General features: G+C 67.7%; 16 protein-coding genes and 1 pseudogene. 9 read left to right on the forward strand and 8 right to left on the reverse strand.

The features are described 5' to 3' along the window. The first annotated feature begins 11 nt into the window (after positions 1-11). From AGI3411_RS25810 to AGI3411_RS25820, 3 genes are all read left to right on the forward strand, one after another. Positions 12-863 (forward strand): FTR1 family iron permease, encoded by an 852-nt coding sequence (locus tag AGI3411_RS25810; protein WP_129530169.1) that lies wholly within the window; start codon positions 12-14, stop codon positions 861-863. A gap of 40 nt (positions 864-903) precedes the next feature. Then, positions 904-2,301 (forward strand): 4Fe-4S binding protein, encoded by a 1,398-nt coding sequence (locus AGI3411_RS25815; RefSeq protein ID WP_129530170.1) that lies wholly within the window; start codon positions 904-906, stop codon positions 2,299-2,301. 79 nt (positions 2,302-2,380) lie between these two features. Next, positions 2,381-3,253 carry a PhzF family phenazine biosynthesis protein gene (locus tag AGI3411_RS25820; RefSeq protein ID WP_129530171.1) on the forward strand — a complete coding sequence of 291 codons (873 nt, stop codon included), beginning with the start codon at positions 2,381-2,383 and terminating at the stop codon, positions 3,251-3,253. A 95-nt stretch (positions 3,254-3,348) separates the two neighbouring features. On the opposite strand, the gene AGI3411_RS25825 is transcribed toward AGI3411_RS25820, so the two are convergent. From AGI3411_RS25825 to cphA (AGI3411_RS25845), 5 genes are all read right to left on the reverse strand, one after another. Then, entirely contained in the window at positions 3,349-3,687 is a 339-nt protein-coding gene (locus AGI3411_RS25825) for a BON domain-containing protein (RefSeq protein ID WP_129530172.1), read from the reverse strand. A gap of 73 nt (positions 3,688-3,760) precedes the next feature. Then, on the reverse strand, positions 3,761-3,925 hold the full coding sequence (locus AGI3411_RS25830; protein ID WP_006389411.1) for a DUF1328 domain-containing protein: 165 nt from the start codon (positions 3,923-3,925) through the stop codon (positions 3,761-3,763). A 27-nt stretch (positions 3,926-3,952) separates the two neighbouring features. Then, positions 3,953-4,153, reverse strand: coding sequence for a CsbD family protein (locus AGI3411_RS25835; RefSeq protein WP_043542954.1), 201 nt, complete (start codon positions 4,151-4,153; stop codon positions 3,953-3,955). A gap of 557 nt (positions 4,154-4,710) precedes the next feature. Further along, a complete protein-coding gene (gene cphA / locus AGI3411_RS25840) occupies positions 4,711-7,281 on the reverse strand; it encodes a cyanophycin synthetase (RefSeq protein WP_129530173.1) in 2,571 nt (856 codons plus the stop codon). A 62-nt stretch (positions 7,282-7,343) separates the two neighbouring features. Next, entirely contained in the window at positions 7,344-9,959 is a 2,616-nt protein-coding gene (cphA, locus tag AGI3411_RS25845) for a cyanophycin synthetase (RefSeq protein WP_129530174.1), read from the reverse strand. 259 nt (positions 9,960-10,218) lie between these two features. On the opposite strand from cphA (AGI3411_RS25845), the gene AGI3411_RS25850 reads away from it, so the two are divergent. Continuing rightward, positions 10,219-12,504, forward strand: coding sequence for a cyanophycin metabolism-associated ABC transporter (locus AGI3411_RS25850; protein WP_129530175.1), 2,286 nt, complete (start codon positions 10,219-10,221; stop codon positions 12,502-12,504). A gap of 21 nt (positions 12,505-12,525) precedes the next feature. Next, on the forward strand, positions 12,526-12,996 hold the full coding sequence (locus tag AGI3411_RS25855; protein ID WP_129530176.1) for a cyanophycin metabolism-associated DUF1854 family protein: 471 nt from the start codon (positions 12,526-12,528) through the stop codon (positions 12,994-12,996). A gap of 18 nt (positions 12,997-13,014) precedes the next feature. On the opposite strand, the gene AGI3411_RS25860 is transcribed toward AGI3411_RS25855, so the two are convergent. Then, positions 13,015-14,151, reverse strand: a complete 1,137-nt coding sequence (locus tag AGI3411_RS25860) for a GNAT family N-acetyltransferase (protein ID WP_129530177.1) — start codon at positions 14,149-14,151, stop codon at positions 13,015-13,017. Positions 14,152-14,236: 85 nt separating this feature from the next. Between AGI3411_RS25860 and AGI3411_RS25865 the strand changes: the two genes are divergently transcribed. From AGI3411_RS25865 to AGI3411_RS25880, 4 genes and pseudogenes are all read left to right on the forward strand, one after another. Continuing rightward, on the forward strand, positions 14,237-15,094 hold the full coding sequence (locus AGI3411_RS25865; RefSeq protein WP_129530178.1) for a ferritin-like domain-containing protein: 858 nt from the start codon (positions 14,237-14,239) through the stop codon (positions 15,092-15,094). Next, positions 15,091-16,323 (forward strand): lytic murein transglycosylase, encoded by a 1,233-nt coding sequence (locus AGI3411_RS25870; protein WP_129530179.1) that lies wholly within the window; start codon positions 15,091-15,093, stop codon positions 16,321-16,323. The genes AGI3411_RS25865 and AGI3411_RS25870 overlap by 4 nt, the downstream gene beginning before the upstream one ends. A 63-nt stretch (positions 16,324-16,386) precedes the next feature. Then, positions 16,387-16,851, forward strand: a pseudogene (locus tag AGI3411_RS25875) (YidB family protein); the annotation flags it as partial. Between the two features lie 77 nt (positions 16,852-16,928). Next, entirely contained in the window at positions 16,929-17,852 is a 924-nt protein-coding gene (locus AGI3411_RS25880) for a DUF4434 domain-containing protein (protein ID WP_129530211.1), read from the forward strand. A gap of 18 nt (positions 17,853-17,870) precedes the next feature. On the opposite strand, the gene AGI3411_RS25885 is transcribed toward AGI3411_RS25880, so the two are convergent. Both AGI3411_RS25885 and AGI3411_RS25890 read right to left on the reverse strand, forming a co-directional pair. After that, entirely contained in the window at positions 17,871-20,189 is a 2,319-nt protein-coding gene (locus AGI3411_RS25885; RefSeq protein WP_129530181.1) for an NfrA family protein, read from the reverse strand. Further along, on the reverse strand, positions 20,186-21,889 hold the full coding sequence (locus tag AGI3411_RS25890) for a glycosyl transferase family protein (RefSeq protein ID WP_129530182.1): 1,704 nt from the start codon (positions 21,887-21,889) through the stop codon (positions 20,186-20,188). The genes AGI3411_RS25885 and AGI3411_RS25890 overlap by 4 nt, the downstream gene beginning before the upstream one ends. Positions 21,890-21,901 lie beyond the last annotated feature (12 nt).

Consider the following 21,901-nt stretch of genomic DNA (forward strand, 5'->3'; position numbering starts at 1 on the left):
GGTACCGATACATGGAACAGGTCCTTTTCATAGTCTGGCGTGAAAGCGTCGAAGCCATGTTGGTGGTGGGCATCCTGTACACCTGGCTGCGCGCCACGCCCGAAGGCAAGCGCGGGCTGAACTATCTGTGGGGTGGCGTCGCCGCGGGCCTGGGCCTGGCCGTGGCGCTGGCACTGGTGTTGCTGGGCGTGTCCTCGTGGCTCAGCGACGAAGGCCAGGAGTGGTTCCAGGCCATCATGTCGCTGGCTGCCTGCGCGCTGGTCGTGCAGATGGTCGTATGGATGAAGAAGCATGGCCGCACGCTCAAGGGCGAACTCGAAAGCGGCGCGCGCTCATCCGTCGCCAGCGATAACTGGTGGGGCCTGTTCGTGCTGGTGGCCATCGCCGTGGCCCGCGAAGGCAGTGAAACCGTGGTGTTCCTGTATGGCACGGTGTCCGCGGGCGGCGACGGCAGCAGCATGCTGATGCTGGCGCTGGCCGGCGTCGCGGGCTTCGCCGTGGCGCTGCTGACGTTCTGGCTGCTGCAGCTGGGCGGCAAGCTGATCACCTGGCGCCGTTTCTTCCGCGTGACCGAAATCCTGCTCCTGCTGCTGGCCGGCTCACTGCTGGTGGGCGGCCTGGATCATCTGATCTCGCTGGACGTCCTGCCCACTATCATCGACCCGGTCTGGGACAGCTCGTGGCTGTTGAGCGATAGCACCGGCTTTGGCAAGGTTCTGGCCGACTTCGCCGGTTATCGCGCCTTGCCCGCCCTGATCTCGGTCTTGCTGTGGGTGGCTTACTGGGTAATTGTCTGGACCCTGCTGCGCTGGGTGGGCGGCAAACCCGCCCCGGCGGCGGCCGCGGCCCGCAGCGCTTCCTGACCCGGACTCTCACCAGACTGAAATATTCGAAGGTTTGATCATGGCAGCTGCACTCGGGAGGGCGACCTCCCGTATCGCCGACTTCCTCCGCGACCATGCCCCGCTGTTGCGCAAGCTGCAGTGGGGCATCGTCGCGATATACGCTTTCCTTTTGATCGTGCCCGCGATCCTGCCGTTGCCGGACAACGCGTCGTCGGTATTCAACAACCTGACGATTGTCGCGCAGTTCGCGTTCTGGGGCGTGTGGTGGCCGTTCGTGCTTATATCCATGCCGATCCTGGGCAGGGCCTGGTGCGGCTGGCTATGCCCCGAGGGCATGCTCACGGAGTGGGCCAGCGAACGCGGCAAAGGGCTTGCGATTCCGAAATGGATCCGCTGGGGCGGCTGGCCGTTCGTGGCGTTCGCGCTGACGACCATCTATGGGCAACTCGTCAGCGTGTACCAGTATCCGCTGGCCGTGCTGGCCGTGTTGGGCGGGTCCACGGTGGCCGCCATGATCGTCGGCTGGCGCTACGGCCGCAGCAAGCGGGTGTGGTGCAAGTACATGTGCCCGGTCAACGGTGTGTTCAACCTGCTGGCCAAGCTGGCGCCCTGGCACTTCAAGGTAGACGAGGAGAAGTGGCGCCATCCGGTCATCCGCATCGAGCCCATCAACTGCGCGCCGCTGGTGCCGCTGCGCCACATGAAGGGCGCGGGCGATTGCCACGTCTGTGGACGCTGCAGCGGCTATCGCGGCGCGATCACCCTGACGCCGCGTTCGCCGGAAGAGGAAATCGTCCGTGTCGCGCACGGCGATCCCTGGCAGACCGCGCTGCTGTGCTTCGGCCTGATGGGCATCGCGATCGGCGCCTTTCTCTGGAGCGCCAGCCCCTGGTACGTGACCGCCAAGCAATGGGCCGCGACCTGGCTGGTCGAACACGACATCATGTGGCCGTTGCTGGATAACGCGCCCTGGTTCATCCTGACGCATTATCCGGAAGTGAACGACAGTTTTTCGTGGCTGGACGGCGCGGGCATCCTGATGTTCGTCATCGGCGCCACGGTGTGCGTGGGCGGCGCGACGTTCCTCTCGCTATGGATCGCCGACCGCCTGGCGCCCGCGGCGCCCGTGGCGGGAGAGTACGCCGAGCGCTGGGGCCGGGCGGGTCTGCACAAGCTGGCCCAGGCCCTGATCCCGTCCGCCGGCATCGGCGTGTTCCTGGGCCTGTCGGCCACCACGGTCAACCTGCTCAAGCACGAAGGCGTGCAGGCGGCATGGGCCGCGCCCGTGCGTTTCACTTTGCTCAGCCTTGCTGTGCTGTGGACCCTGCGCCTGTATGCGCGGCTGCTGAAGCCGCGCGAAGCCAGCGCATGGCGCAAAGGCCTGGCATGGCTGGTGCTGCTGGCCGGCCTGGCGCCGTTCTGCCTGGCCTGGGTGCTGTTCTTCGCGGTCTGGTAGCCCGCCAGCAAGCGCTGGGATAAAGTGGAGGGCCGCGCCGGCTCAATGCCGGCCAGTCCCTTCGACCGCGCTGTCCTCCATGGCCTCCTACGCATTCCGCCTGCTCAACGTCTTCGCTTCCACCACTTTCAGCGGCAACCAGCTCTGCGTCTTCGAGGACGCCCGCGGCATGGACGACGCCACCATGCTGAACCTGGCGGCGCAATTCAATCTGTCCGAAACCACGTTCATCCTGCCGTCGGAACGGGCGGATGCGCGGGTGCGCATTTTCACGCCAGGCTACGAAATGAAGTTTGCCGGCCATCCCACCATCGGTACCTCGCAGGTCGTGCGCGATCTGTTCAAGGCCGGCGATGCGCTGACGCTGGAATTCACGGCCGGCATCGTTCCGGTGACGGCCCGCGGCGACGCCTGGACCTTCACCGCGCCTTGTCCGGACGGCGTGCGCACCGCGCAGCCCGCGCTGGACCGCGCGGAGATCGCGAGCCTGGCCGGCCTGGACGCCTCGGATCTGCTGGGCGATCCGATCTGGGTGGACACGGGCGCCGATCAGTTGTTGGTGCCGCTTGCCAGCGTGGATGCCGTGCGCCGCGCCGTGCCCGACGCCGGGCGGCTGGGCCGCTGGCAGGCCAGCAGCCTGGGCCGCAAGACCCTGTATGTCTTCGCGTTCGACGAAGGCAGGACGCAGGACGGCCGGCAGGTGGTGGTGGCCCGGTATTTCTATGCCAAGGCCGGCGGCGGCGTCAACGAAGACGCCGGCACGGGCTCGGCCTGCGCCAATCTGGGGGGATGGCTGCAGCATCGCGGCTACGCCCTGCCCGCCAGCATCCTGGTGGAGCAGGGCGACCAGATGGGCAGGCCGTGCCGGCTGTTGCTCGACGTCCTGGCCGACGGCCGGATCCAGGTGGGCGGACGCGCGCGGGAGATCGGCCGAGGCACGGTGGACGTCTGATAAGGCGCCTTCCGGAACGGCACCCATGAAAAACGGCGCCCGCGCAAACGCGGGCGCCGTTTGAGCGCCGAGACCGGCCCGGCGCGATGCAGGCCTTACCGCTTGTTCTTGGCGGGATCGACCTTGATGTTGTTCATGACCTGCTTGACGCCTTCGACGCCACGGGTCACGGTGGCCGCGTGATCGGCCTCGGCGGCGGAGCCCACGGTACCCGTCAGCGTGGTGACGCCCGCGTTGGTCTCCACGGCGATGTCGAGCGCGCTCAGCTGCTTGTCCGCCACGAAGGCGGCCTTGACCTTGGTAGTCACGGTGGCGTCGGACGCGTATTCACCTACGGACTGTTTCGGCTTGCCGTCGTCGGCGGCAAAGGCGATGGAAGTGAAGGCAGCGCCCGTGCCCAGTGCAGCGGCGGCGATCAGCTTGCGAAATTCCATAGTCATGCTCCTTGTTGGTGTGGTTCAGCGCGTTGAAGACGCAACGGCTCTCGGGAAATCTTGGGTACGGGTTCTATTTCTTGCGGAATGCGCCCCCCAGAATGGACAGCAGCGCCAGTACCAGGAAGACGAAGAACAGGATCTTGGCGATGCCCGCGGCGCCGGCGGCGATGCCGCCGAAACCCAGGACCGCCGCGATGATGGCAATAACGAAGAAAACTACGGCGTAATGCAGCATGTCAGCTTCTCCTGGTGGTGGGATGGATCAGGGATTGCGGTCGAAGAAGTCCCGGACTTCCTTCTCCGCTTGCTCCCGGGTTTTGCCATAGCGCTCCTGGATCAGGCCCGCCAGGCGTTCGGCGTTGCCCTCGGTGCGGGTCAGCTCGTCGTCGGTGAGTTCGCCCCAGGCCGCCTTGGCCTTGCCTGCCAGTTGCTTCCATTTGCCCGCGATGACGTCGTTGTTCATGGTGACCTCTCTGTCTGCATGCGGCGGCGGGTTTGCGGCCTACAAACCTTGCCCCCGCGGTTGAGTGGGACACTGATCAGTCAGGCCTGCCTGCTTTGCGAATGCGGTCGTGCAGGCCCTGGTCTTCAACGTACGAGCCGCCGCCGAGTCCTGTCAAACCTTGCTGTGGGCAAATGTAACGGCCTCGTCTTGGCGAGATGCGCGATTCACGGTGGGTAGGGGTTGCAGGCGCACTAGGGAGCAAAGTTACATTCCGGCAATGTCTTGTCCGCTTTTGCGGAGGGCTGGTAACGGGATCTGCAGGGTATAGTTGTGACGGAACCCGCTGGGCGGTTCGATCACAAAGAAGGGGAGAGGGGCACGCATGACGCAACGACTTTGCAGCGCGATCTTGTTGACGCTGGCCGCGATGGCGGCGGTGGGGTGCACGCACGTGACGGACCAGTACCAGGCTGCGGCGCCTGCGGTGTCGGCCGACGGCTGAGCCGCCAGGCGCTGCCGGCAAAAGCAAACGGGGCGCTCGAGGCGCCCCGTTTTCATTGCGCCGCGAAGGCGGCTCAGGCCTGCGAGATCCGGCTCGCGATATGGGCCAGCGCTTCTTCCACCTGGTCCACCAGGATCAGGCAAAGGTCGCCGGGCGCCAGGCGGGCGAGGGCGGTATCGATCGCCAGGAACTCGCCGTGGATTTCTTCGACGAGCTTGCTGCGCGTGGCGTTGGCCAGGCCTTGCTGCAGCAGGGCCAGTACCTCGCCATCGGCGCGGCCGCGCTGGCATTGGTCCTGGTAGAGCACCACTTCGTCGAACGCATCGCCCAGGATCTCGGTCTGCATGCGGATGTCTTCGTCGCGCCGGTCGCCCGCGCCGCTGATGACGACGGAGCGCCGCTTGGCGGGCATGGCGTCCACCGCGCGTACCAGGGCGAGGATCGCGTCGGGGTTGTGGCCGTAGTCCGCGATCACCGTGGCGCCGCGGTAGTCGAACACGTTGAAGCGTCCGGGCGCGGTCTGGGCATCGTTGACGAACGTGGCCAGGCCGCGGCGGATGACATCTTCGTCCAGGCCCAGCGCCCAGGCCGCGGCGATCGAGGCCATGGCGTTTTCGACCTGGAACGTGATCGCGCCGTTGCGCGTAAGCGGAATCGCGGCCAGCGGATAGCGGGTTTCTTCCGCGCCTTGCGCCGTCACGATCGCATCGCCATCGCGGTACACGGCGCGCAGACCCTGCGCGCGGTGCGTCGCCATCACGGGATGGTTCCGGTCTTCGGCGAAATAGGTGATCGAGCCCGGGCAGCTGACGGCCATTTCGGTCACGATCGGATCGGCCGCGTTCAGGACCGCGGTGCCCGCGGGATGCACGTGCTGTACGATCACGCGCTTGACCACGGCCAGGTCTTCGACCGTGCTGATGTAGCCCAAGCCGAGGTGATCGCCCATGCCGATGTTCGTGACGATAGCCACGTTGCAGCGGTCGAACGCCAGGCCTTCGCGCAGGATGCCGCCGCGGGCGGTTTCGAACACCGCCGCATCCACGTCCGGGTGCATGAGCACGCTGCGCGCGCTGCGGGGGCCGCTGCAGTCTCCCGTGTCGATGCGAAGGTTATCCACGTAGACGCCGTCGGAATTCGTCATACCGACGCGATTTCCGGCCGCCCCCAGGATGTGGGCGGTCAGGCGCACGGTGGTCGTCTTGCCATTGGTGCCGGCCACCGCCACCACCGGGATGCGGCCGTCGTCGCCGTCCGCGTACATGTTGGCGATGATGGCTTCGCCCACCGCGCGGCCCTTGCCGAACGACGGGTTCAAATGCATGCGCAGACCGGGCGCGGCATTCACTTCCACCACGCCGCCATGCTGGTCTTCCAGCGGATACAGCACGCTTTCGGCCACCACGTCCACGCCGCAGATGTCCAGCCCGATCATGCGGGCGGCGGACACCGCGCGCGCCGCCATCTCGGGGTGGACCTCGTCGGTCACGTCGGTGGCGGATCCGCCGGTACTCAGGTTGGCGTTGTTGCGCAGGAAGATCAGCGTGCCGGCGGGCGGCACCGAGTCGGCGTCGAAGCCCTGCTTCTTGAGCGTGGCCAGGGCGATGTCGTCGAAGCGGATCTTGGTCAGCGACGTCGCGTGGCCGTCGCCGCGCAGGGGATCGGCGTTGACCTGCTCTACCAACTGGCGGATGGTCTGCTGCCCGTCGCCCGTGACCTGCGGCGGGTCGCGGCGCGACGCCGCCACCAGCGCGCCGCCCACCACCAGCAGGCGGAAGTCATGGCCGGGAATGTAGCGTTCCACGATGACCTCGGAGCTGATCTCTTCGGCGGCTTCGAACGCCTGGATCACGCGCTCGCGCGTTTCGATGTTGACGGCGACGCCGCGTCCCTGGCTGCCGTCGCGCGGCTTGACGACGACCGGGCCGCCAAGCTCCTGGGCGGCGGCCCAGGCTTCTTCGGCGGTCGTCACCGAACGCCCCATCGGCACCGGCACGCCGGCGGCATCCAGCAGCATCTTCGTCAGGTCCTTGTCCTGCGCGATGGATTCGGAGATTGCGCTGGTCTGGTCCGTTTCGGCGGCCTGGATGCGACGCTGCTTGCTGCCCCAGCCGAACTGCACCATGCTGCCTTGCGTCAGGCGCCGGTAGGGGATGTTGCGCGCGACCGCGGCGTTCACGATCGAGCCGGTGCTGGGCCCCAGGCGTACGTCTTCGTCCAGCTCGCGCAAGCGCTTCAGGGCGTCGGCCAGATCGAACGGCGCGTCGTCCAGCGCGGCGTGCACCAGCGCTTGCGCCAGCGCCATCGCCAGCTTGCCGACGTCTTCTTCGCTATATTCGACCACCACCTGGAACACGCCGGGCTCGATGGTGGAGGCGGTGCGGCCGAACGTGACGGGGCAGCCCGCGTACGCCTGCATCGTCAGCGCGACGATCTGCAGCACGTGTGCGATGGACACCGCGTCCTGGTGGCCTTCGGGGCGCAGCAGCCCGAGCTGGGGCATGCGCGCGCGCAGGCGCGCTTCGAATTCAGGCAGGTTGTCGATGGAGCATTCGGCGTCGGCGCAAGAGACGATGGCCTCGATCGCGGTGTTCTTGCTCCACAGGTTGGGGCCGCGCAGTGCTCGGATACGGGAAACTTCCATGGCAGGTATTCCTGTCTAGCTCACGCCCGCCCGCGTTCTGGGGCGGGCGCGCGCGGATATTGTCAGTATTGCTGAATCCAGCGGCGGACCAGGTCGATGGTGGGGCCGGAGAACGCCTCGTCCGACTGCAGCAGGACGAAGTCGCCCGCGGCAATACCGTCGAGCTGGCTTTCGATGGCCTTGCCGTGGTCGGGTTCGTCCTGGATGTCCTTCACGCGGGCGCCTTGCGCCAGGCCCTGGCGCAGCAGCGCGCGCGCCTGTCCCGCGGGGCGCTTGCTGCGCACGGTGAGGTCGTCGTAGAGCACGACCCGGTCGAACGCATCGCCCAGCAGTTTGCCCTGTTCGATCAGGTCTTCGTCGCGCCGGTCGGCGCCGGCGGAATAGACGGCGGCGCGCAGGGTTGCCGGGAACTGGTCGATCGCGGCGATCAGCGGACGCAGCGCCGAGGCGTTGTGCACGTCGTCCACCACCACGGTGCTGCCGTTGCGTTCGAACAGCGTGAACTGCCAGGGCGCGTCGGCCTGGTCGATATCGAAGGTTTCGATTCCGGCACGGATCAGTTCGACGGGGATGTCCAGCGCCCAGGCCGCGCCGACCGCGGCCAGCACGTTCTCGGCCTGGAAGGCCACGCGCCCGCCATGGGTCAGCGGAATGGCGGCCACGGCGGCCAGCTTTTCCTCGCGGGTTCCTTGCGCCAGCACAATGCTGCCGTCGCGCACGAACACGGCGCGGCGATCCTGCCGCAGGTGCTCGGCGATGGCCGGCAGCGCAGGGTCGATGCCGAAGAAGATCACAGCGCCGTCGCACAGCTCAGCCATTTCCACCACGCGCGGGTCGCGCGCGTTCAGCACGGCCGCGCCGCTCGGAAGCACCACGTCCACCTGGGTGCGGAACACATTGAACATGCGCTCCGTTTCGTTGATGTCGAAGTCGCCCAGATGGTCGGCGTCGTCGATGTTGGTGACCACGCCCACCTGGCAGCGGTCATAGGCCAGGCCCTGGCCGAGGATCACGCCGCTGTCGTTCTCGATGACCGCCGCGTCAAGGTTGCGGTTCATGAGCAGGCGCGTGCCCGAGGCGAAATCGGCGCGGTCGCCCTTTTGCACCAGGCGGCGGTCCAGGTAGAGGCCTTCGCTGCAGGCCAGGCCGGTGCGCTTGCCCGACAGGTACAGCAGGCGGGCCACCAGGCGCGCCACGACGGTCTTGCCGTTGGTGCCGGCCACGCCCACGATGGGGATGCGGCCGGTGTCGCCGTCGGGGAACAGATGGTCGACGATGGCGCGGCCCACGGGGCGCGGCGCGCCGTCGGCCGGCTTCAGGTGCATGAGCAGGCCCGGACCGGCATTGACTTCGACGATGGCGCCGCGCTGTTCGTCCAGCGGGCGGGTGATGTCCTCGGCGACCAGGTCCACGCCGGCGATGTCCAGGCCCACGACCCGCGCGGCCAGGGTCACGGTGGCGGCGACGCTGGGATGCACGCGGTCGGTGACGTCGAAGGCGACGTTGCCGCTGCGCTGCACCAGCACGCGCTGGCCTTCGGCCGGGACGCCGTCCTCGGTCAGGCCCTGGCGCGCGATCTCCAGGCGGGCGGCCGAATCCAGGCGCACCGGGTTCAGCGGGTGGTTTTCGGTGCGGCCGCGGCGCGGGTCGGTGTTGATCTGGCTGTCGATCAGTTCGGTGATGGTGGACTTGCCGTCGCCCGTCACCCAGGCCGGCTCGCCCGCGGCGGCGGCAACCATACGGTCGCCGACGACCAGCAGGCGGTGCTCGTTGCCCAGCACGAAACGCTCGACGATTACGCCGCTGCCTTCGTCCACCGCCACGCGGTAGGCCGACACGACTTCATCGCGGGTGGTGAGGTTGGTGAAGACGCCGCGGCCGTGGTTGCCGTCGTAAGGCTTCACGACCACGGGCAGGCCGATGTCCTCGGCGGCTTCCCAGGCGTCTGCTTCGCTTTCGACCAGGCGTCCTTCCGGCACGGGCACGCCGCAGGTCGACAGCAGTTCCTTGGTCAGGTCCTTGTCGCGCGAAATGCCCTCGGCGATGGCGCTGGTGCGGTCGGTCTCGGCGGTCCAGATGCGGCGCTGGGCCGAGCCGTAGCCGAACTGCACGAGGTTGCCCTCGAACAGGCGGATGTAGGGAATGTCGCGGTCGTCGGCCGCGTCCACGATGCAGGCGGTGCTGGGACCCAGGCAGTGCCTGTCGATCAGGCCGCGCAGTTTCGCGATGGTGGCGGGCACGTCGAAAGGACGGTCTTCGATCGCGGCCATGACCAGGTCGCGGGCTTCATTCAGGGCGGCGCGGGTGACCTGCTCTTGCCAGGCGCGCACGACGACCTTGTAGACCCCGCGGGTGGAGGTTTCGCGGGCCTTGCCGAAACCGCCGCGCAGCCCCGCGAGGTTCTGCAGCTCCAGCGTGACATGTTCGAGGATGTGGCCCGGCCAGGTGCCTTCCTTTACGCGGGACAGGAAGCCGCCCCGCACGCCCGGGCTGCAGCGATGCTCGATCAGCGTCGGCAGCCATTCGGTCAGGCGTTCGTAGAAGCCCGGAATGGTGTTGGAGGGGTAATCTTCCAGCTCGCCGATATCCACCCATGCTTCAAGGACCGGGCGGTAAGTCCAAATGTTCGGGCCGCGCAAAGCCACGACATCGAGAAATTCAATGTCTTTCTTTTTCATGTTTTAATTTGCTGAAGAAGCAGGTTGGCACGCGCGGACGCCCCTATGCAATACCGCGAATTTATTGGGGTTGCGACTTTAGAATAATGCCAACGAGTGGGGGATCCCAGATATTCCTAATTAGAAAAATCGGCTGATACTATACGACGCCTTCAGGGCGTGAACTCGTTGTGTTGTAAGGAAGGGACACGTTTCCCGCCCCTCCCGGTGGCGAACCGGTTGCCTCGTAGGGCAGAGTCCTGGCCCGGTATGCGTTCCAATGAAAAAACCACACCTGCTTTCCGGCCTTGCCGAAGCCTTTCCTGCCCGCTGGCGGGATGACATCCGTGCCGACCTGGCGGATGGCGAAACGCTGTTGGCCTGGGTTGAAATAGACCTGGATCAGCGCCTGAAGTTCCAACCCGGCCTGGTCGCGGCCACCGACCGCCGCTTGCTGGCCCGCCGTTCCGACGATGGCGGCTGGGAATCCTGGCCATACGGCCCTCAATTAGCGCTCAGCCTGACCGACCACGCGGGCGCCGCCCAACTGGAACTGCACGACGAAACCGCCCGCCTGGGCGTGTGGCGCTTTACCCTGGCCCGCAACCCCGCCGCGCTGCGCCTGCTGGCGCAGTTCGAGGCCCAGCAGGCCATCCGCCTGTCCGGCCGGCAGGCCGAGGAACCCGAGCAGCGCCACTGCACGATCTGCAATAACGTCATTCCTTCCGGCGGGGAAGAGTGCCCCGTCTGCAACCAGGAACAGGCGGCGCCGTCGTCGACCTGGGCGCTGCTGCGCCTGTGGCGCTTTGCGCGCCCCTACCGCGGCCCGCTGCTGGCCGGATTCCTGCTGACCCTGATGGGCACGGCCGCCACCCTGGTGCCGCCGTACCTGACGATGCCGCTGATGGACGACGTGCTGATTCCGTTCCAGAACGGCGCGCCCATCGACTACGACAAAGTCCGCCTGTACCTGGGCGGCCTGCTGGCGTCGGCGTTCGTGGCCTGGGCGCTGGGCTGGGCCCGGACCTACATTCTTGCCTGGGTCAGCGAACGCATCGGCGCGGACCTGCGCACCACCACGTACGAACACCTGCAGCAGTTGTCGCTGGAGTACTTCGGCGGCAAGCGCACCGGCGACCTGATCTCGCGCATCGGCAGCGAAACCGACCGCATCTGCGTGTTCCTGTCGCTGCACCTGCTGGATTTCGCCACCGACATCCTGATGATCACCATGACGGCCATCATCCTGGTGTCCATCAATCCCTGGCTGGCGCTGGTCACGCTGGTGCCGCTGCCCTTCATCATCTGGATGATCCATGCCGTGCGCGATCGCCTGCGCCATGGGTTCGAGAAGGTCGACCGCATCTGGTCCGAGATCACCAACGTGCTGGCCGACACGATCCCCGGGATCCGGGTGGTCAAGGCATTCGCGCAGGAAAAGCGCGAGGTCGCGCGCTTTCGCGAAGCCAATAACCGCAACCTGGAAGTGAACGACCGCGTCAACACCACCTGGTCGCTGTTCTCGCCCACGGTCACGCTGCTGACTGAGGTCGGCCTGCTGATCGTGTGGATCTTCGGCATCTGGCAGGTATCGCAAAAGCAGATCACCGTGGGCGTGCTGGCCGCGTTCCTCGCGTACATCGGACGCTTCTATATGCGGCTGGATTCGATGAGCCGCATCGTGTCGGTCACGCAAAAGGCGGCTGCCGGCGCCAAGCGCATCTTCGATATCCTCGATCACGTTTCCAGCGTTCCGGAACCGCAGAATCCGGCCAGGCTGCCGCACATCAACGGCCGCATCGAACTGCGCGAGGTGGGGTTCCGCTACGGCAACCGCCAGGTCATCCGCGGCTTGAACCTGAATATCGCTCCGGGCGAGATGATCGGCCTGGTGGGCCACAGCGGTTCGGGCAAGAGCACGCTGATCAACCTGATCTGCCGTTTCTACGACGTGTCGGAAGGCGCGGTGCTGGTGGACGGCGCCGACATCCGTTCGGTGCGCGTGGCCGATTACCGGCGCAATATCGGTCTGGTGCTGCAAGAGCCGTTCCTGTTCTTCGGCACCATCGCCGAGAACATCGCCTACGGCAAGCCCGAGGCCACGCGCGACGAGATCGTGGCGGCGGCGCGTGCCGCGCACGCGCACGAATTCATCCTGCGGCTGCCGCATGGCTACGACTCGCTGGTCGGCGAACGCGGCCAGGCGCTATCGGGCGGCGAACGGCAGCGTATTTCGATCGCGCGCGCGCTGCTGATCGATCCGCGCATCCTGATCCTGGACGAGGCCACCTCGTCGGTCGACACCACCACCGAAAAGGAAATCCAGAAGGCGCTGGACAACCTGGTGCGCGGACGCACCACCATCGCCATCGCCCACCGCCTGAGCACGTTGCGCAAGGCGGACCGCCTGGTGGTGCTGGACCGCGGCCAGATCGTCGAGCAGGGGCCGCACGAAGAACTCATGGCCCGCGAGGGCGCCTACTATCGGCTCTACCAGGCGCAGGCGCGCCAGGCCGAAGCCGACGCGCAGGCGTCGGGCAGCGAAGACATGGCCGCCGTGGCCTGACACGGAACCGGGATTACCGTCATGACCTTGCCGTCTTTTCAGCTGCGCCGCAACGCCTTCGGGCGCCTGGAATTCCAGTCCGCCGACGGCGACATCCACGAAGGGGTCATCCCCGTGCGCGCCTTCCCGATCAGCGAGGCCGGCCGCGGCCTGTCCCTGGTGACCGGCGACGGACGCGAACTGGTCTGGATCGAACACCTGTCCGACGTGCCCGCGCCGCAGCGCGCGCTGATCGAGGAAGAACTGGCGAGCCGGGAGTTCATGCCCGAGATCCGCAAGCTGGCCAGCGTGTCCACCTTCGCCACCCCCAGCACCTGGAAAGTCGATACCGACCGTGGACCCACCTCGTTCACGCTGCGCGGCGAAGAAGACATCCGCAGGCTGAGTCCGCAGACGCTGCTGATCGCCGATAGCCACGGCATTTTTTATTTGGTGCGCGACATCCAGTCGCTGGACAAGCACAGCCGCAAGCTGCTCGACCGGTTCCTGTAGGCCCGCGCCGGCGGCGGCCTAATCTTCGGCGGTTCGCTTGAACGGGGTGTGCGTTTCCAGTTCTCCCAGGTAGTCCGTCACTGCCGCCGTTTCCTCGTCCAGGAACGTCCGGATCGCATCGGCGAATCCCGGGTGGGCGACCCAGTGCGCCGACCAGGTGGGCGTGGGCAGGAGCCCGCGCGCCATCTTGTGTTCGCCCTGTGCGCCACCTTCGAAACGCGCGATGCCGTGCGCGATGCAATAGGCGATGGCCTGCAAGTAGCAGGTCTCGAAATGCAGCCCCGGCACGTATTCGGTCGCGCCCCAGTAGCGGCCGTAGAGCGCATCGCCTCCCGCCAGGTTGAGCGCGGCCGCGATCGGCTGATCGCCGCGTTCGGCCAGGATCAGCACGAATGCCTCGGCCTGTTCGCGGTGCGCCCGCTCGAAGAATTCACGGCTCAGGTAGGGCGGATTGCCATGGCTGAAGTAGGTGCGGCAATAGCAGTCGTAGAAGAAGCCGAGCTCGTCGGCGCCGATCTCGCCGCCACGCAGCCAGCGGTACGACAGCCCGGCCGCGGCGACCTTCTTGCGGTCTTGGCGGATCTTCTTGCGCTTGTCGTGGCTCATGGCTGCAAGAAAGGCTTCGAAGTCCGCGTAGCCCGGGTTGGTCCAGTGGAACTGCACGCTTTCCCGGACCATGAAGCCGGCCTCGCGCAAGGCGCGCATGTCGGCGTCGGCGGGAAACAGCAGATGCAGCGACGACACGTTGACCTGCTCCGCGAAGGCGACCAGCCCGCGCACCAGGGTGTCGCGGTCTTCGTCGTTGCGCGCCAGCAGCCGCGGCCCTGTCACCGGGGTGAACGGAATCGCCGACAGCAGCTTGGGGTAGTAGCGCAGCCCGTGGCGCTGGAAGGCGTCGGCCCAGGCGTAGTCGAAGACATATTCGCCGCGTGAATGCGACTTCAGGTAGAGCGGCGCCGCGGCGGCCAGCGTGCCGTCGCGCCAGAGCGCCAGATAGTGCGGCGCCCATCCGGTTTCCGGCGTGGCGCAGCCGGTTTCATGCAGCGCGCGCAGGAACGCATGGCGCAGGAAGGGCTGGTCGCCCGCCAGCGCATCCCATTGCAGGGCATCGATGCGGGACAGGTCGGTTTCTATGGTCAGGCGCAGGGAATCCATCCGCGAATGATAAAGTCTTCGTGGTTGCACGGTGTTGAAACCGCTGCGGTTTTTATCGGGGAGCCGCCCCGGCAGGGGATCGAGTATGGATATCAAGACGGTCCCGCCCTTGGGCGGGGAAGGGCAGGACTGCCTGCGCGGGCTGGCATTGGCGGCGTTGGCCGCCACGGCCTGGCAGGACAAGCTGGCCGGGGTGCAGGCCATCTCCGACGCCGCCGTGCTGGATTGCGGAAAAACCTTCGCGCCGTCCGCCGTGCTGCCGGGCCGTCCGCCGTTGCCGGAGCTGGTGGCGCCTTCCCAGGTCAGGCAACGTTCCATGGCCACGCAGGAGGGGCGCGCGGCGCTGCTGCATGCGCTGGCCCATATCGAATTCAACGCGGTGAACCTGGCGCTGGACATCCTGTGGCGCTTCGCCGGCATGCCTGAGGCGTTCTATCGCGACTGGCTGCGCGTGGCGCGCGAAGAAGCCCATCACTTCGACCTGCTCAGGCGGCGGCTGGAGGCCCTGGGCTACGCCTACGGCGGTTTCCCCGCCCACAACGGCTTGTGGGAAATGGCGCAACGCACGCAGGACGACCTGCTGGCCCGTCTGGCGCTGGTGCCGCGCACGCTGGAGGCGCGAGGCCTGGACGCCTCGCCCCAGATCCGCAGCAAGCTGGCGGGGGCGGGAGACGCCGAAAGCGCCGCTATCGTGGACATCATCCTGGCCGACGAGATTGGCCACGTCGCCATCGGAATCTTCTGGTACAAGCGTCTGTGCAGGCTGGCGGGCAAGGATCCCATCGCCTGCTATGCGGAACTGGCAGAGCGTCATGGCGCGCCCCGCCTGCGCGGTCCGTTCAATCTGCAGGCGCGCCGTGCCGCCGGGTTCGACGAGGCCGAGCTTGCCGCGCTGCAGGCGGGCGACGCCGCGCTCCTTCCTCACACGGAATCCCAAGCATGAAACGAAACCAAGAGCGGGCCGCGGCCAAGTGGGTCGCGGCTTTCGCGTTGTCCGGCATTGCGCTGGCGCTGCTGGCGCCCACGGCGCAGGCCGCGGAGCCGTTCGCGGCCTGCCTGGCGCAATTGCGCGGGCCGGCGCTGAAGGCGGGCGTGTCGGGCGCCACGTTCGACACCCATACCGCGGGCCTGGCGCCCGACATGGCGGTGATTGGCCTGCTGGACGCGCAACCGGAATTCAAGACGCCCATCTGGGACTACATGGCCGGCCTGGTCGACGACGAGCGCGTGGCGGACGGCCAGGCGGGCATGGCGCGCTGGCAGGCCGAGCTGGGCCGGGCGGCGTCGCGCTACGGCGTGGATCCGGCCACCATCGCGGCCGTCTGGGGCGTGGAAAGCAACTATGGCCGCACGCTGGGCGGCAGGCCGCTGCTGACCTCGCTGTCGACCCTGTCCTGCTTCGGCCGCCGCCAGGCCTATTTCCGGGGCGAGTTCTACGCCACGCTGAAGATCATCCAGGACGAGCACCTGGCGCCGGACCGGCTGGTGGGCTCCTGGGCCGGCGCGTTCGGCCAGACCCAGTTCATGCCGTCGACCTATCTGCGGCTGGCGGTGGATTTCGACGGCGACGGCCGCCGCGACCTGGTCGACAGCGTGCCGGACGCGCTGGCGTCGACCGCGCATTTCCTCAAGCGCGCGGGATGGAACAGCGCGCTGGACTGGGGGTATGAGGTGCGCCTGCCCGCGGGCCTGGCCACCTCCGGCGCCGGGCGCAAGAACAAGCGCCCCATGTCCTACTGGGCGAAACAGGGCGTGAGGCGCGCCGACGGCCAGCCTTTGCCCGCGGGCGACGTCCCGGCCGGCCTGCTGCTGCCGGCGGGCAAGGGCGGCCCCGCCTTCCTGGTCACGCGCAATTTCGACGCCCTCTATTCCTACAACGCGGCGGAAAGCTATGCCCTCGCCATCGCCCATCTGTCGGACCGGCTGCGCGGCGCCGGACCGCTGGTCCAGGCCTGGCCGACGGACGACCCCGGGCTGTCGCGGGCGCAGCGGCGCGAATTGCAGCGCCTGCTGATTGCCAGGGGCTATGACGTGGGCGAACCCGATGGCATGATCGGCGCCCGCACCCGGACCGCCTTGCAGGCGGCGCAACGCGAGTTGGGCCTGCGCCCGGACGGCCGCGCCGGCCTGAAGTCGCTGCAGGCGCTGCAAGCGGGCAAGCCGGCGGATTGAGCCGCCTGCAAGGACAAGCTTTGCAAAGATCCGCCGCCGGAGCCGCCGGATGACGCCCACGGCGGCGGGCGCGGGCCTATACTGATTCTCCGACTTTTCAGGAGCACGATGATGAGCCTATTGGATTCCTTGGCCTCGATGGCCGGCGGCGGTCAGCAAGGGGGCTCGGCGTCGCTGTTGCCCGCGCTGATCGAGCAATTGAACAAATACCCGGGCGGCCTCTCGGGCCTGATCGAAAGCTTCCAGAAGGGCGGCTTGAGCGAGATCGTGGCCTCGTGGGTGGGCACGGGCCAGAACATGCCCGTCAGCGCCGACCAGCTGGGTTCCGTGCTGGATCCCGGCGTCGTGAACGAACTGGCCGCCAAGACCGGCCAGGATTCGGATTCGCTGCTGGGTTCGCTGTCCTCGCTGCTGCCGCAACTGGTGGACCAGGCCACGCCCGACGGCGCGGTGCCGTCGAATTCCCAATTCAACCCGGCCGATCTGCTGGCCTCGTTGTCGGGCCTGTTCGGCAACCGCGCAGGGTAATACCCATCGCCCGGCGGCCCCAGCAGGCGCCAGCGCCTGCTTCCCCCGGCCGGCGGCGCCTGTTGCGCGGCCTGGGCATGGCGGCGGTCGCCGCCGGCCTGTCCGCGTGCGCGCCGCCCTGGTCGGTGCAGAGCACGTTCTGGCAGCTGTGGCCCAGCCACCTCGCGCTCTCTGCGCAGGCGTGGCGCGAACGCATCGCCGCCATGCACGGGCTGGGATTCCGCGAAATCATCATCCAATGGGTGGGGGCCAGCGGCGGACCCGAACCGTGGCAGCTGCCGGCATCCACGCTGGCGCTGATTTTCGACGAAGCGGAGCGCCTGGGCATGGGGCTGCAGTTGGGCCTGCCCTACGACGAGCGCTGGTGGCGTCAGCTGGGCGATTCCGATGACGCCGCGCTGGCCGCCTTCCTGCAGGCCGCGCAGTCGGCCGCGCTCGGCTATGCCCAATCCTCGAACTGGCCGCAGCGCCCGGCATTCCGCGGCTGGTACATCCCCTACGAGATCGAGCAGCACAGCTGGGCCGCGCCGCAACGGCGCGAGCTCCTGCAGGCATGGCTGGGCGGTCTTGCCGGCCCGCTCGCCGCGCAGGCGGGCGCTGCGCCCGCGATATCCACCTACCACAGCAAGCTGCCGGGCCCGTTGGCCCTGGACGAACTGTGGAGCGGCCTGCTGGACGCCGTGCCGCTGCGGCTCATGATCCAGGATGGCGTGGGCGTAGCGGGGATGGTCGCCTATGACGCGCTCGCTCCCCTGCATCGCATGCTGCTCGCGCGGCGCGCGCCGTTCGACCTGATCGTCGAATTGTTCGAGGAACTGCCGTCGGCGCGGCAGGACGGCACCACCTTCCGCGCCCGCTCGGCCGACGGCGAGCGGATACGCAGGCAGCTGCGTATCGCCCGGCACTATCGCGCGCGACGCGTCGTCGCCTTCGCGGCGGATCCCTGGCTGATCGGGCCCACACCCGAAGCCGAGCGGCTCAGGCGGGAATGGCCGCTCTAGCGGACGGCTGCGGCCGCGTCAGTACGACAGCGTCATGTTCATGAACCAGCCTTTCGCGCGGTCGGTCGCGCCGCCGCCGATGCTGGTCCGGTATTGCACGCCCAGGTCCAGGTAGGAGCGCGGCGCGTTGTAGTGGTCTTCGCGGAACCAGTAGCGCACATTGAAACCGGGGCCCACGCCCAGCGACCAGGAACTGTCGTGGCTCGAGAGCACGACGGACTGGTTGCCGTAGACGGGCAGGTCGTTCAGCTTGGCCACGTCCTTCTGCCACAGCCAGTCGGCGCCGACGACCGCGTAGGGGAACAGGACCAGCTTGTCGCTGATGCTGGTTGCGCGGAAACTGCGCCCCACGCGCAGTTCACCGGACAGGAAGGCCTGGTCGCGCTTGAGGCGGCCTGAGGCGCTGCCCAGCTCCTGTTGGCGGTTGCCCTTGGCGTCTACCGAGTAAGCGGTATAGCGGGCGCTGTTGTCGTCCCAGGCATAGCCGGCCTGCGCATAGCCTTCGATGGTGAGCCAGCTGGGCACGTCCACGCGCAGTTCGCGGCCCTGGTAGTAGCCATAGGTGACATAGGTCATCCACCCGCCCGCATTGCCGTTGAGCTTGTACCGCGCCACGGCGCTCTGGTCCTGCAGGTTCGGATAGGCGTTGTGGAAGGCTTGCTGCGCGTTGCATTGCACCGCGCTGGATTCGGGGTAGGCATAGCCTTGGCGGGTGCCGGACCCCAGGTAGAAGCGGCGCTCGATGCCGAAGGTCACGCCCGTGTCGGCCAGCAGGTAGCGCAGGCCCAGCGCGCCGATCGTGCTCGGGATGCCCGAGGCCGTGCGGTTGTTGCGGAACCGTTCCTCGTCGTCGCGCTCGTTGGGCGTGCTCAGCCCGGTGCAGGGATCCACGTTTTTGCGCGACTCATACGTGCTGCCGCTGTCGTGCAGCGTGTTCGAGCTGCGCGCATAGGCTTCGAGCATGCCCCAGCGGTTGTTCAGGGCCGGCGGACGCCAGAAGATTTCCGCGGTGCTGAACACCACGTCCCCGGGTGTATTGATGGCGGCGCCGCCCAGGCTGGAGCTGGCCGGGCGCGCACCCCGGTACGACGCCGAAAAAGAGCCGCCCCATTCCCGGGACAGATTGGCGATGGCGCTGCGCGTGTTGTAGCGTTCCAGCGGGCTCAGGCCCAGCTGGCCGGCGTCGTCCTGGTCGATCGCCTGCTTGAGCGAGGCGGTGGCGGCGCGGTTGTCGCCCATCGCCGATTGCGCGTAGGCCTGGTCCAGGATGAGGCGCGGCGGCGCCTGGCCGGTCGCGCGCGCGGCGGCGAAATCGGCCGCCGCCTCGTCGGGCCGGCCCAGGCGCTGGCGCACGTAGCCGCGCTGCGTCAGCAACGGCGCCGATCCCGGCTGGCGGGCGATTTCGCCGTTCAGCCGGGTTTCTGCTTCGGCCGCCTGGGATCGATTGCCCGCGGCCAGCGTGGTCGTCAGCAGATGGGCGTAGTCGTCGTTGCCCGGCGCCTGCGCCGCGGCCTGGCGGGCCAGCGCGATCGCCTCCTGATAATCGCCTTTCCCATAGGCGGCGTAGGCGCCGGCGGCGGCCTCGCTGCCCGCGGCGGGGGCGGCTGCCGTCTGGCTCGCGGTGATCTGCAGCTGGAAGGCCTGCTGCCGGGAGCGCAGGGCGGCCTTGTTGGGAGCCCCCAGCGCCAGCGCGCTGTCCACCGCACGGCTGGCCGCTGCGTATTGCTGCTGCGCGGCCAGCGATTCGACCCACAGCAGCGCCCAGTCGCCTTGCGCTGGCGTGGCGCGGAAGGCGCGTTCGGCTCCGGCGGCGGCCGCCGCGTAATCGTGGCGGGCGTAGTCCGCGTAGGCGCGGGCAGCCACCGGATAGGCCCGCTGATATGCGGTTTTCGGCGCCGGCTTCGGCGCGGGCTTTGGGGCCGGCTGCTGCGTGGGCGGCGTCTGCACGGCCGCGGGCGGAGGGGCGGCAGCCGTGGCCGGCGGGCGCCGCAGGTTGGCCAGCGCCTGGCGCAGTTCGGGCGTGCCCAGCCCATCGGCGATCGCCGTGTCCGCCGCGCGCGCCGCCTCCTGGCGCTTGCCCTGTTTTTCCAGGGAATACACCAGCAGCAGCCGCAGCCGAGCCACGTCGGGCCGCAGCCGGATGGCGTTCTCGGCCATGACCTGCGCCGTTTCGTAATGTCCGGCGTCGTATTGCTTGTAGGCCTGGTCGGCGAGCTGGTAGGCATCGCCTTCGAGCGGCCGTTCCGCGGCCGCTTGTGGCTGTGCGGTCGCCTCGGGCGCCGCTGCCGCGCACGTCAGCAGGGCGGCGAGCGCCAGCGAGCGGGAAAGGGGAGTCATGGAGGGGAGGGCCTGTGCGGTAGCGGGTCCGTGGGCGGCGCTGCCTGCGCCGGCGCGCCTTGTTGAAACGAGAGGGCTTCGCGCAGCGTGTTTTCGTCGAGCCAGCCCTGCTCCATGAGGATTTCGCCCAGCGGCCGCTTCTCGCGCGCCTGGATCTCGAGTGCCCGCTCCAGCATGCCGTGGTCGATCGCCTGCCAGGACAGCAGCAGGTCGCCCAGGCGCTGGCGCTGCTGCGTCAGCTGATCCGTGGACGGGAAATCATGCATGGTTTTGTCCCAGGCCAGGCGCTTGCCCGTGATCAGATGGCCGATGAATAGCCGCCAGGCCCGCGCCGCCGCCATGGCATTGATGAAGTTGCCCACGATCATCCGCGGCATGGACAGCAGCGCGTGCTCCCAGCCGTACATGCGGTTGACGAAGTACGCGCGCTGCGCCACGCGCAGCAGCAGCGCCACGGCATTGACCCACATCAGCGTCACCAGCCAGCCGCCTGGCCGGAAGTACGACGGGTAATACACCGTCCACCAGCCGAAGCGGTCGGCCAGGTAGAAGACGAAGAAGTTGGCCAGCAGCACATAGGCCAGGATCGCGATGAACGACGTGACCAGTCCCTTGCGGTCGCGAAACAGCAGGTACTTGGTCGCCAGCGAACCCGTCCATCCCACTTGCTGCCAGCCCTGCAGGCCGATGCCCAGGGTCCAGCGCGCCTTTTGCCGGTAGGCAGTGCGGAAGGTGTTGGGGAAGTACTCGCGCACGCCCAGCGGCATGGCCACGGTCGAGATCTTTTCCGGTCCGGCGCCGAACCAGGACCGGCGGCGGGTGACGTATTCCACCTGGAATTTTCCGAAGATCTGGCGCATGCCTCGCTGGGCCAGGCGGGCGCCGATGTCGTAGTCTTCGGTCAGGGTGTCCGTGTTGAAAGGCTGGTTGTCGGTTTCCGCCGCCAGCTCGGTCAGCGCCCGGCGCGAGAAGCAGGTGCCCACGCCGGCCGACGGCACCATCTTCGACAGGCTTTCGCGCACCACCAGGTCCTTGGTGTGCCATTCCGCGAATTCGTCCATGTAGGTGCCGGCGACCAGTTCGTACCAATGCCGCTCGAGCGACGTCACGGGCAGCTGGATGAAATCGATGCGCGGCAGCAGGTAGTTGTAGTACTTCAGCTCCAGCGGGTGCAGCACGTCTTCGCTGTCGTGCAGGATCACGCCCGCGAAGGGCACCGACTGCCGGGTGTCTTGCGCGAAGATGGCCTGCACGATCCAGTTCAGGCAGTCCGCCTTGCAGGTCGGGCCGTCATGCGGGACCTCCACGCGTATCAGCTGGCGGTAGCGCCGCCGCATCCGCTCGACCTCCCGGATCGTGCGTTCGTCGTTCTGGTAAGTGCCGGCGAAGATCATGTAATTCTTGTATTCCAGCGTCGACACCATGGTCTCGAGCATCGACGCGATCACGTCGTACTCCAGCCATGCCGGCACCATGATCGCCAGCGGCTGCTCCGGTTTTGCGCGCAGTTGCTCGGCCGTCAGCGGAGCGTAGCGGCGCTTGACCGTGAGCGACCGGCGCAATTGGCGGAACCAGTACCAGCCGTCGATGAACAGATCGTCCAGGCTCGACAGCAGGATGATCACGCCCACGACCGCGGTCACGATCTCCAGGCCGTGGTAGTAGTCGGCGACGAGGTAGGGCCAATAGAGCGAGGACATGGCGCCGGCGCC

This window comes from Achromobacter agilis (assembly GCF_900496965.1).
GTDB lineage: Bacteria > Pseudomonadota > Gammaproteobacteria > Burkholderiales > Burkholderiaceae_B > Achromobacter > Achromobacter agilis.

Excerpts from the sequence above, each read along its gene's own strand:
- AGI3411_RS25860 (WP_129530177.1), bottom strand. The coding sequence starts at position 14,151 with ATGGATTCCCTGCGCCTGACCATAGAAACCGACCTGTCCCGCATCGAT.
- AGI3411_RS25855 (WP_129530176.1), top strand. The coding sequence starts at position 12,526 with ATGACCTTGCCGTCTTTTCAGCTGCGCCGCAACGCCTTCGGGCGCCTG.
- AGI3411_RS25815 (WP_129530170.1), top strand. The coding sequence starts at position 904 with ATGGCAGCTGCACTCGGGAGGGCGACCTCCCGTATCGCCGACTTCCTC.
- AGI3411_RS25835 (WP_043542954.1), bottom strand. The coding sequence starts at position 4,153 with ATGAACAACGACGTCATCGCGGGCAAATGGAAGCAACTGGCAGGCAAG.
- cphA (WP_129530173.1), bottom strand. The coding sequence starts at position 7,281 with ATGGAAGTTTCCCGTATCCGAGCACTGCGCGGCCCCAACCTGTGGAGC.
- AGI3411_RS25870 (WP_129530179.1), top strand. The coding sequence starts at position 15,091 with ATGAAACGAAACCAAGAGCGGGCCGCGGCCAAGTGGGTCGCGGCTTTC.
- AGI3411_RS25890 (WP_129530182.1), bottom strand. The coding sequence starts at position 21,889 with ATGTCCTCGCTCTATTGGCCCTACCTCGTCGCCGACTACTACCACGGC.
- AGI3411_RS25830 (WP_006389411.1), bottom strand. The coding sequence starts at position 3,925 with ATGCTGCATTACGCCGTAGTTTTCTTCGTTATTGCCATCATCGCGGCG.
- cphA (WP_129530174.1), bottom strand. The coding sequence starts at position 9,959 with ATGAAAAAGAAAGACATTGAATTTCTCGATGTCGTGGCTTTGCGCGGC.
- AGI3411_RS25880 (WP_129530211.1), top strand. The coding sequence starts at position 16,929 with ATGGCGGCGGTCGCCGCCGGCCTGTCCGCGTGCGCGCCGCCCTGGTCG.
- AGI3411_RS25885 (WP_129530181.1), bottom strand. The coding sequence starts at position 20,189 with ATGACTCCCCTTTCCCGCTCGCTGGCGCTCGCCGCCCTGCTGACGTGC.
- AGI3411_RS25850 (WP_129530175.1), top strand. The coding sequence starts at position 10,219 with ATGAAAAAACCACACCTGCTTTCCGGCCTTGCCGAAGCCTTTCCTGCC.
- AGI3411_RS25865 (WP_129530178.1), top strand. The coding sequence starts at position 14,237 with ATGGATATCAAGACGGTCCCGCCCTTGGGCGGGGAAGGGCAGGACTGC.
- AGI3411_RS25825 (WP_129530172.1), bottom strand. The coding sequence starts at position 3,687 with ATGGAATTTCGCAAGCTGATCGCCGCCGCTGCACTGGGCACGGGCGCT.
- AGI3411_RS25810 (WP_129530169.1), top strand. The coding sequence starts at position 12 with ATGGAACAGGTCCTTTTCATAGTCTGGCGTGAAAGCGTCGAAGCCATG.
- AGI3411_RS25820 (WP_129530171.1), top strand. The coding sequence starts at position 2,381 with ATGGCCTCCTACGCATTCCGCCTGCTCAACGTCTTCGCTTCCACCACT.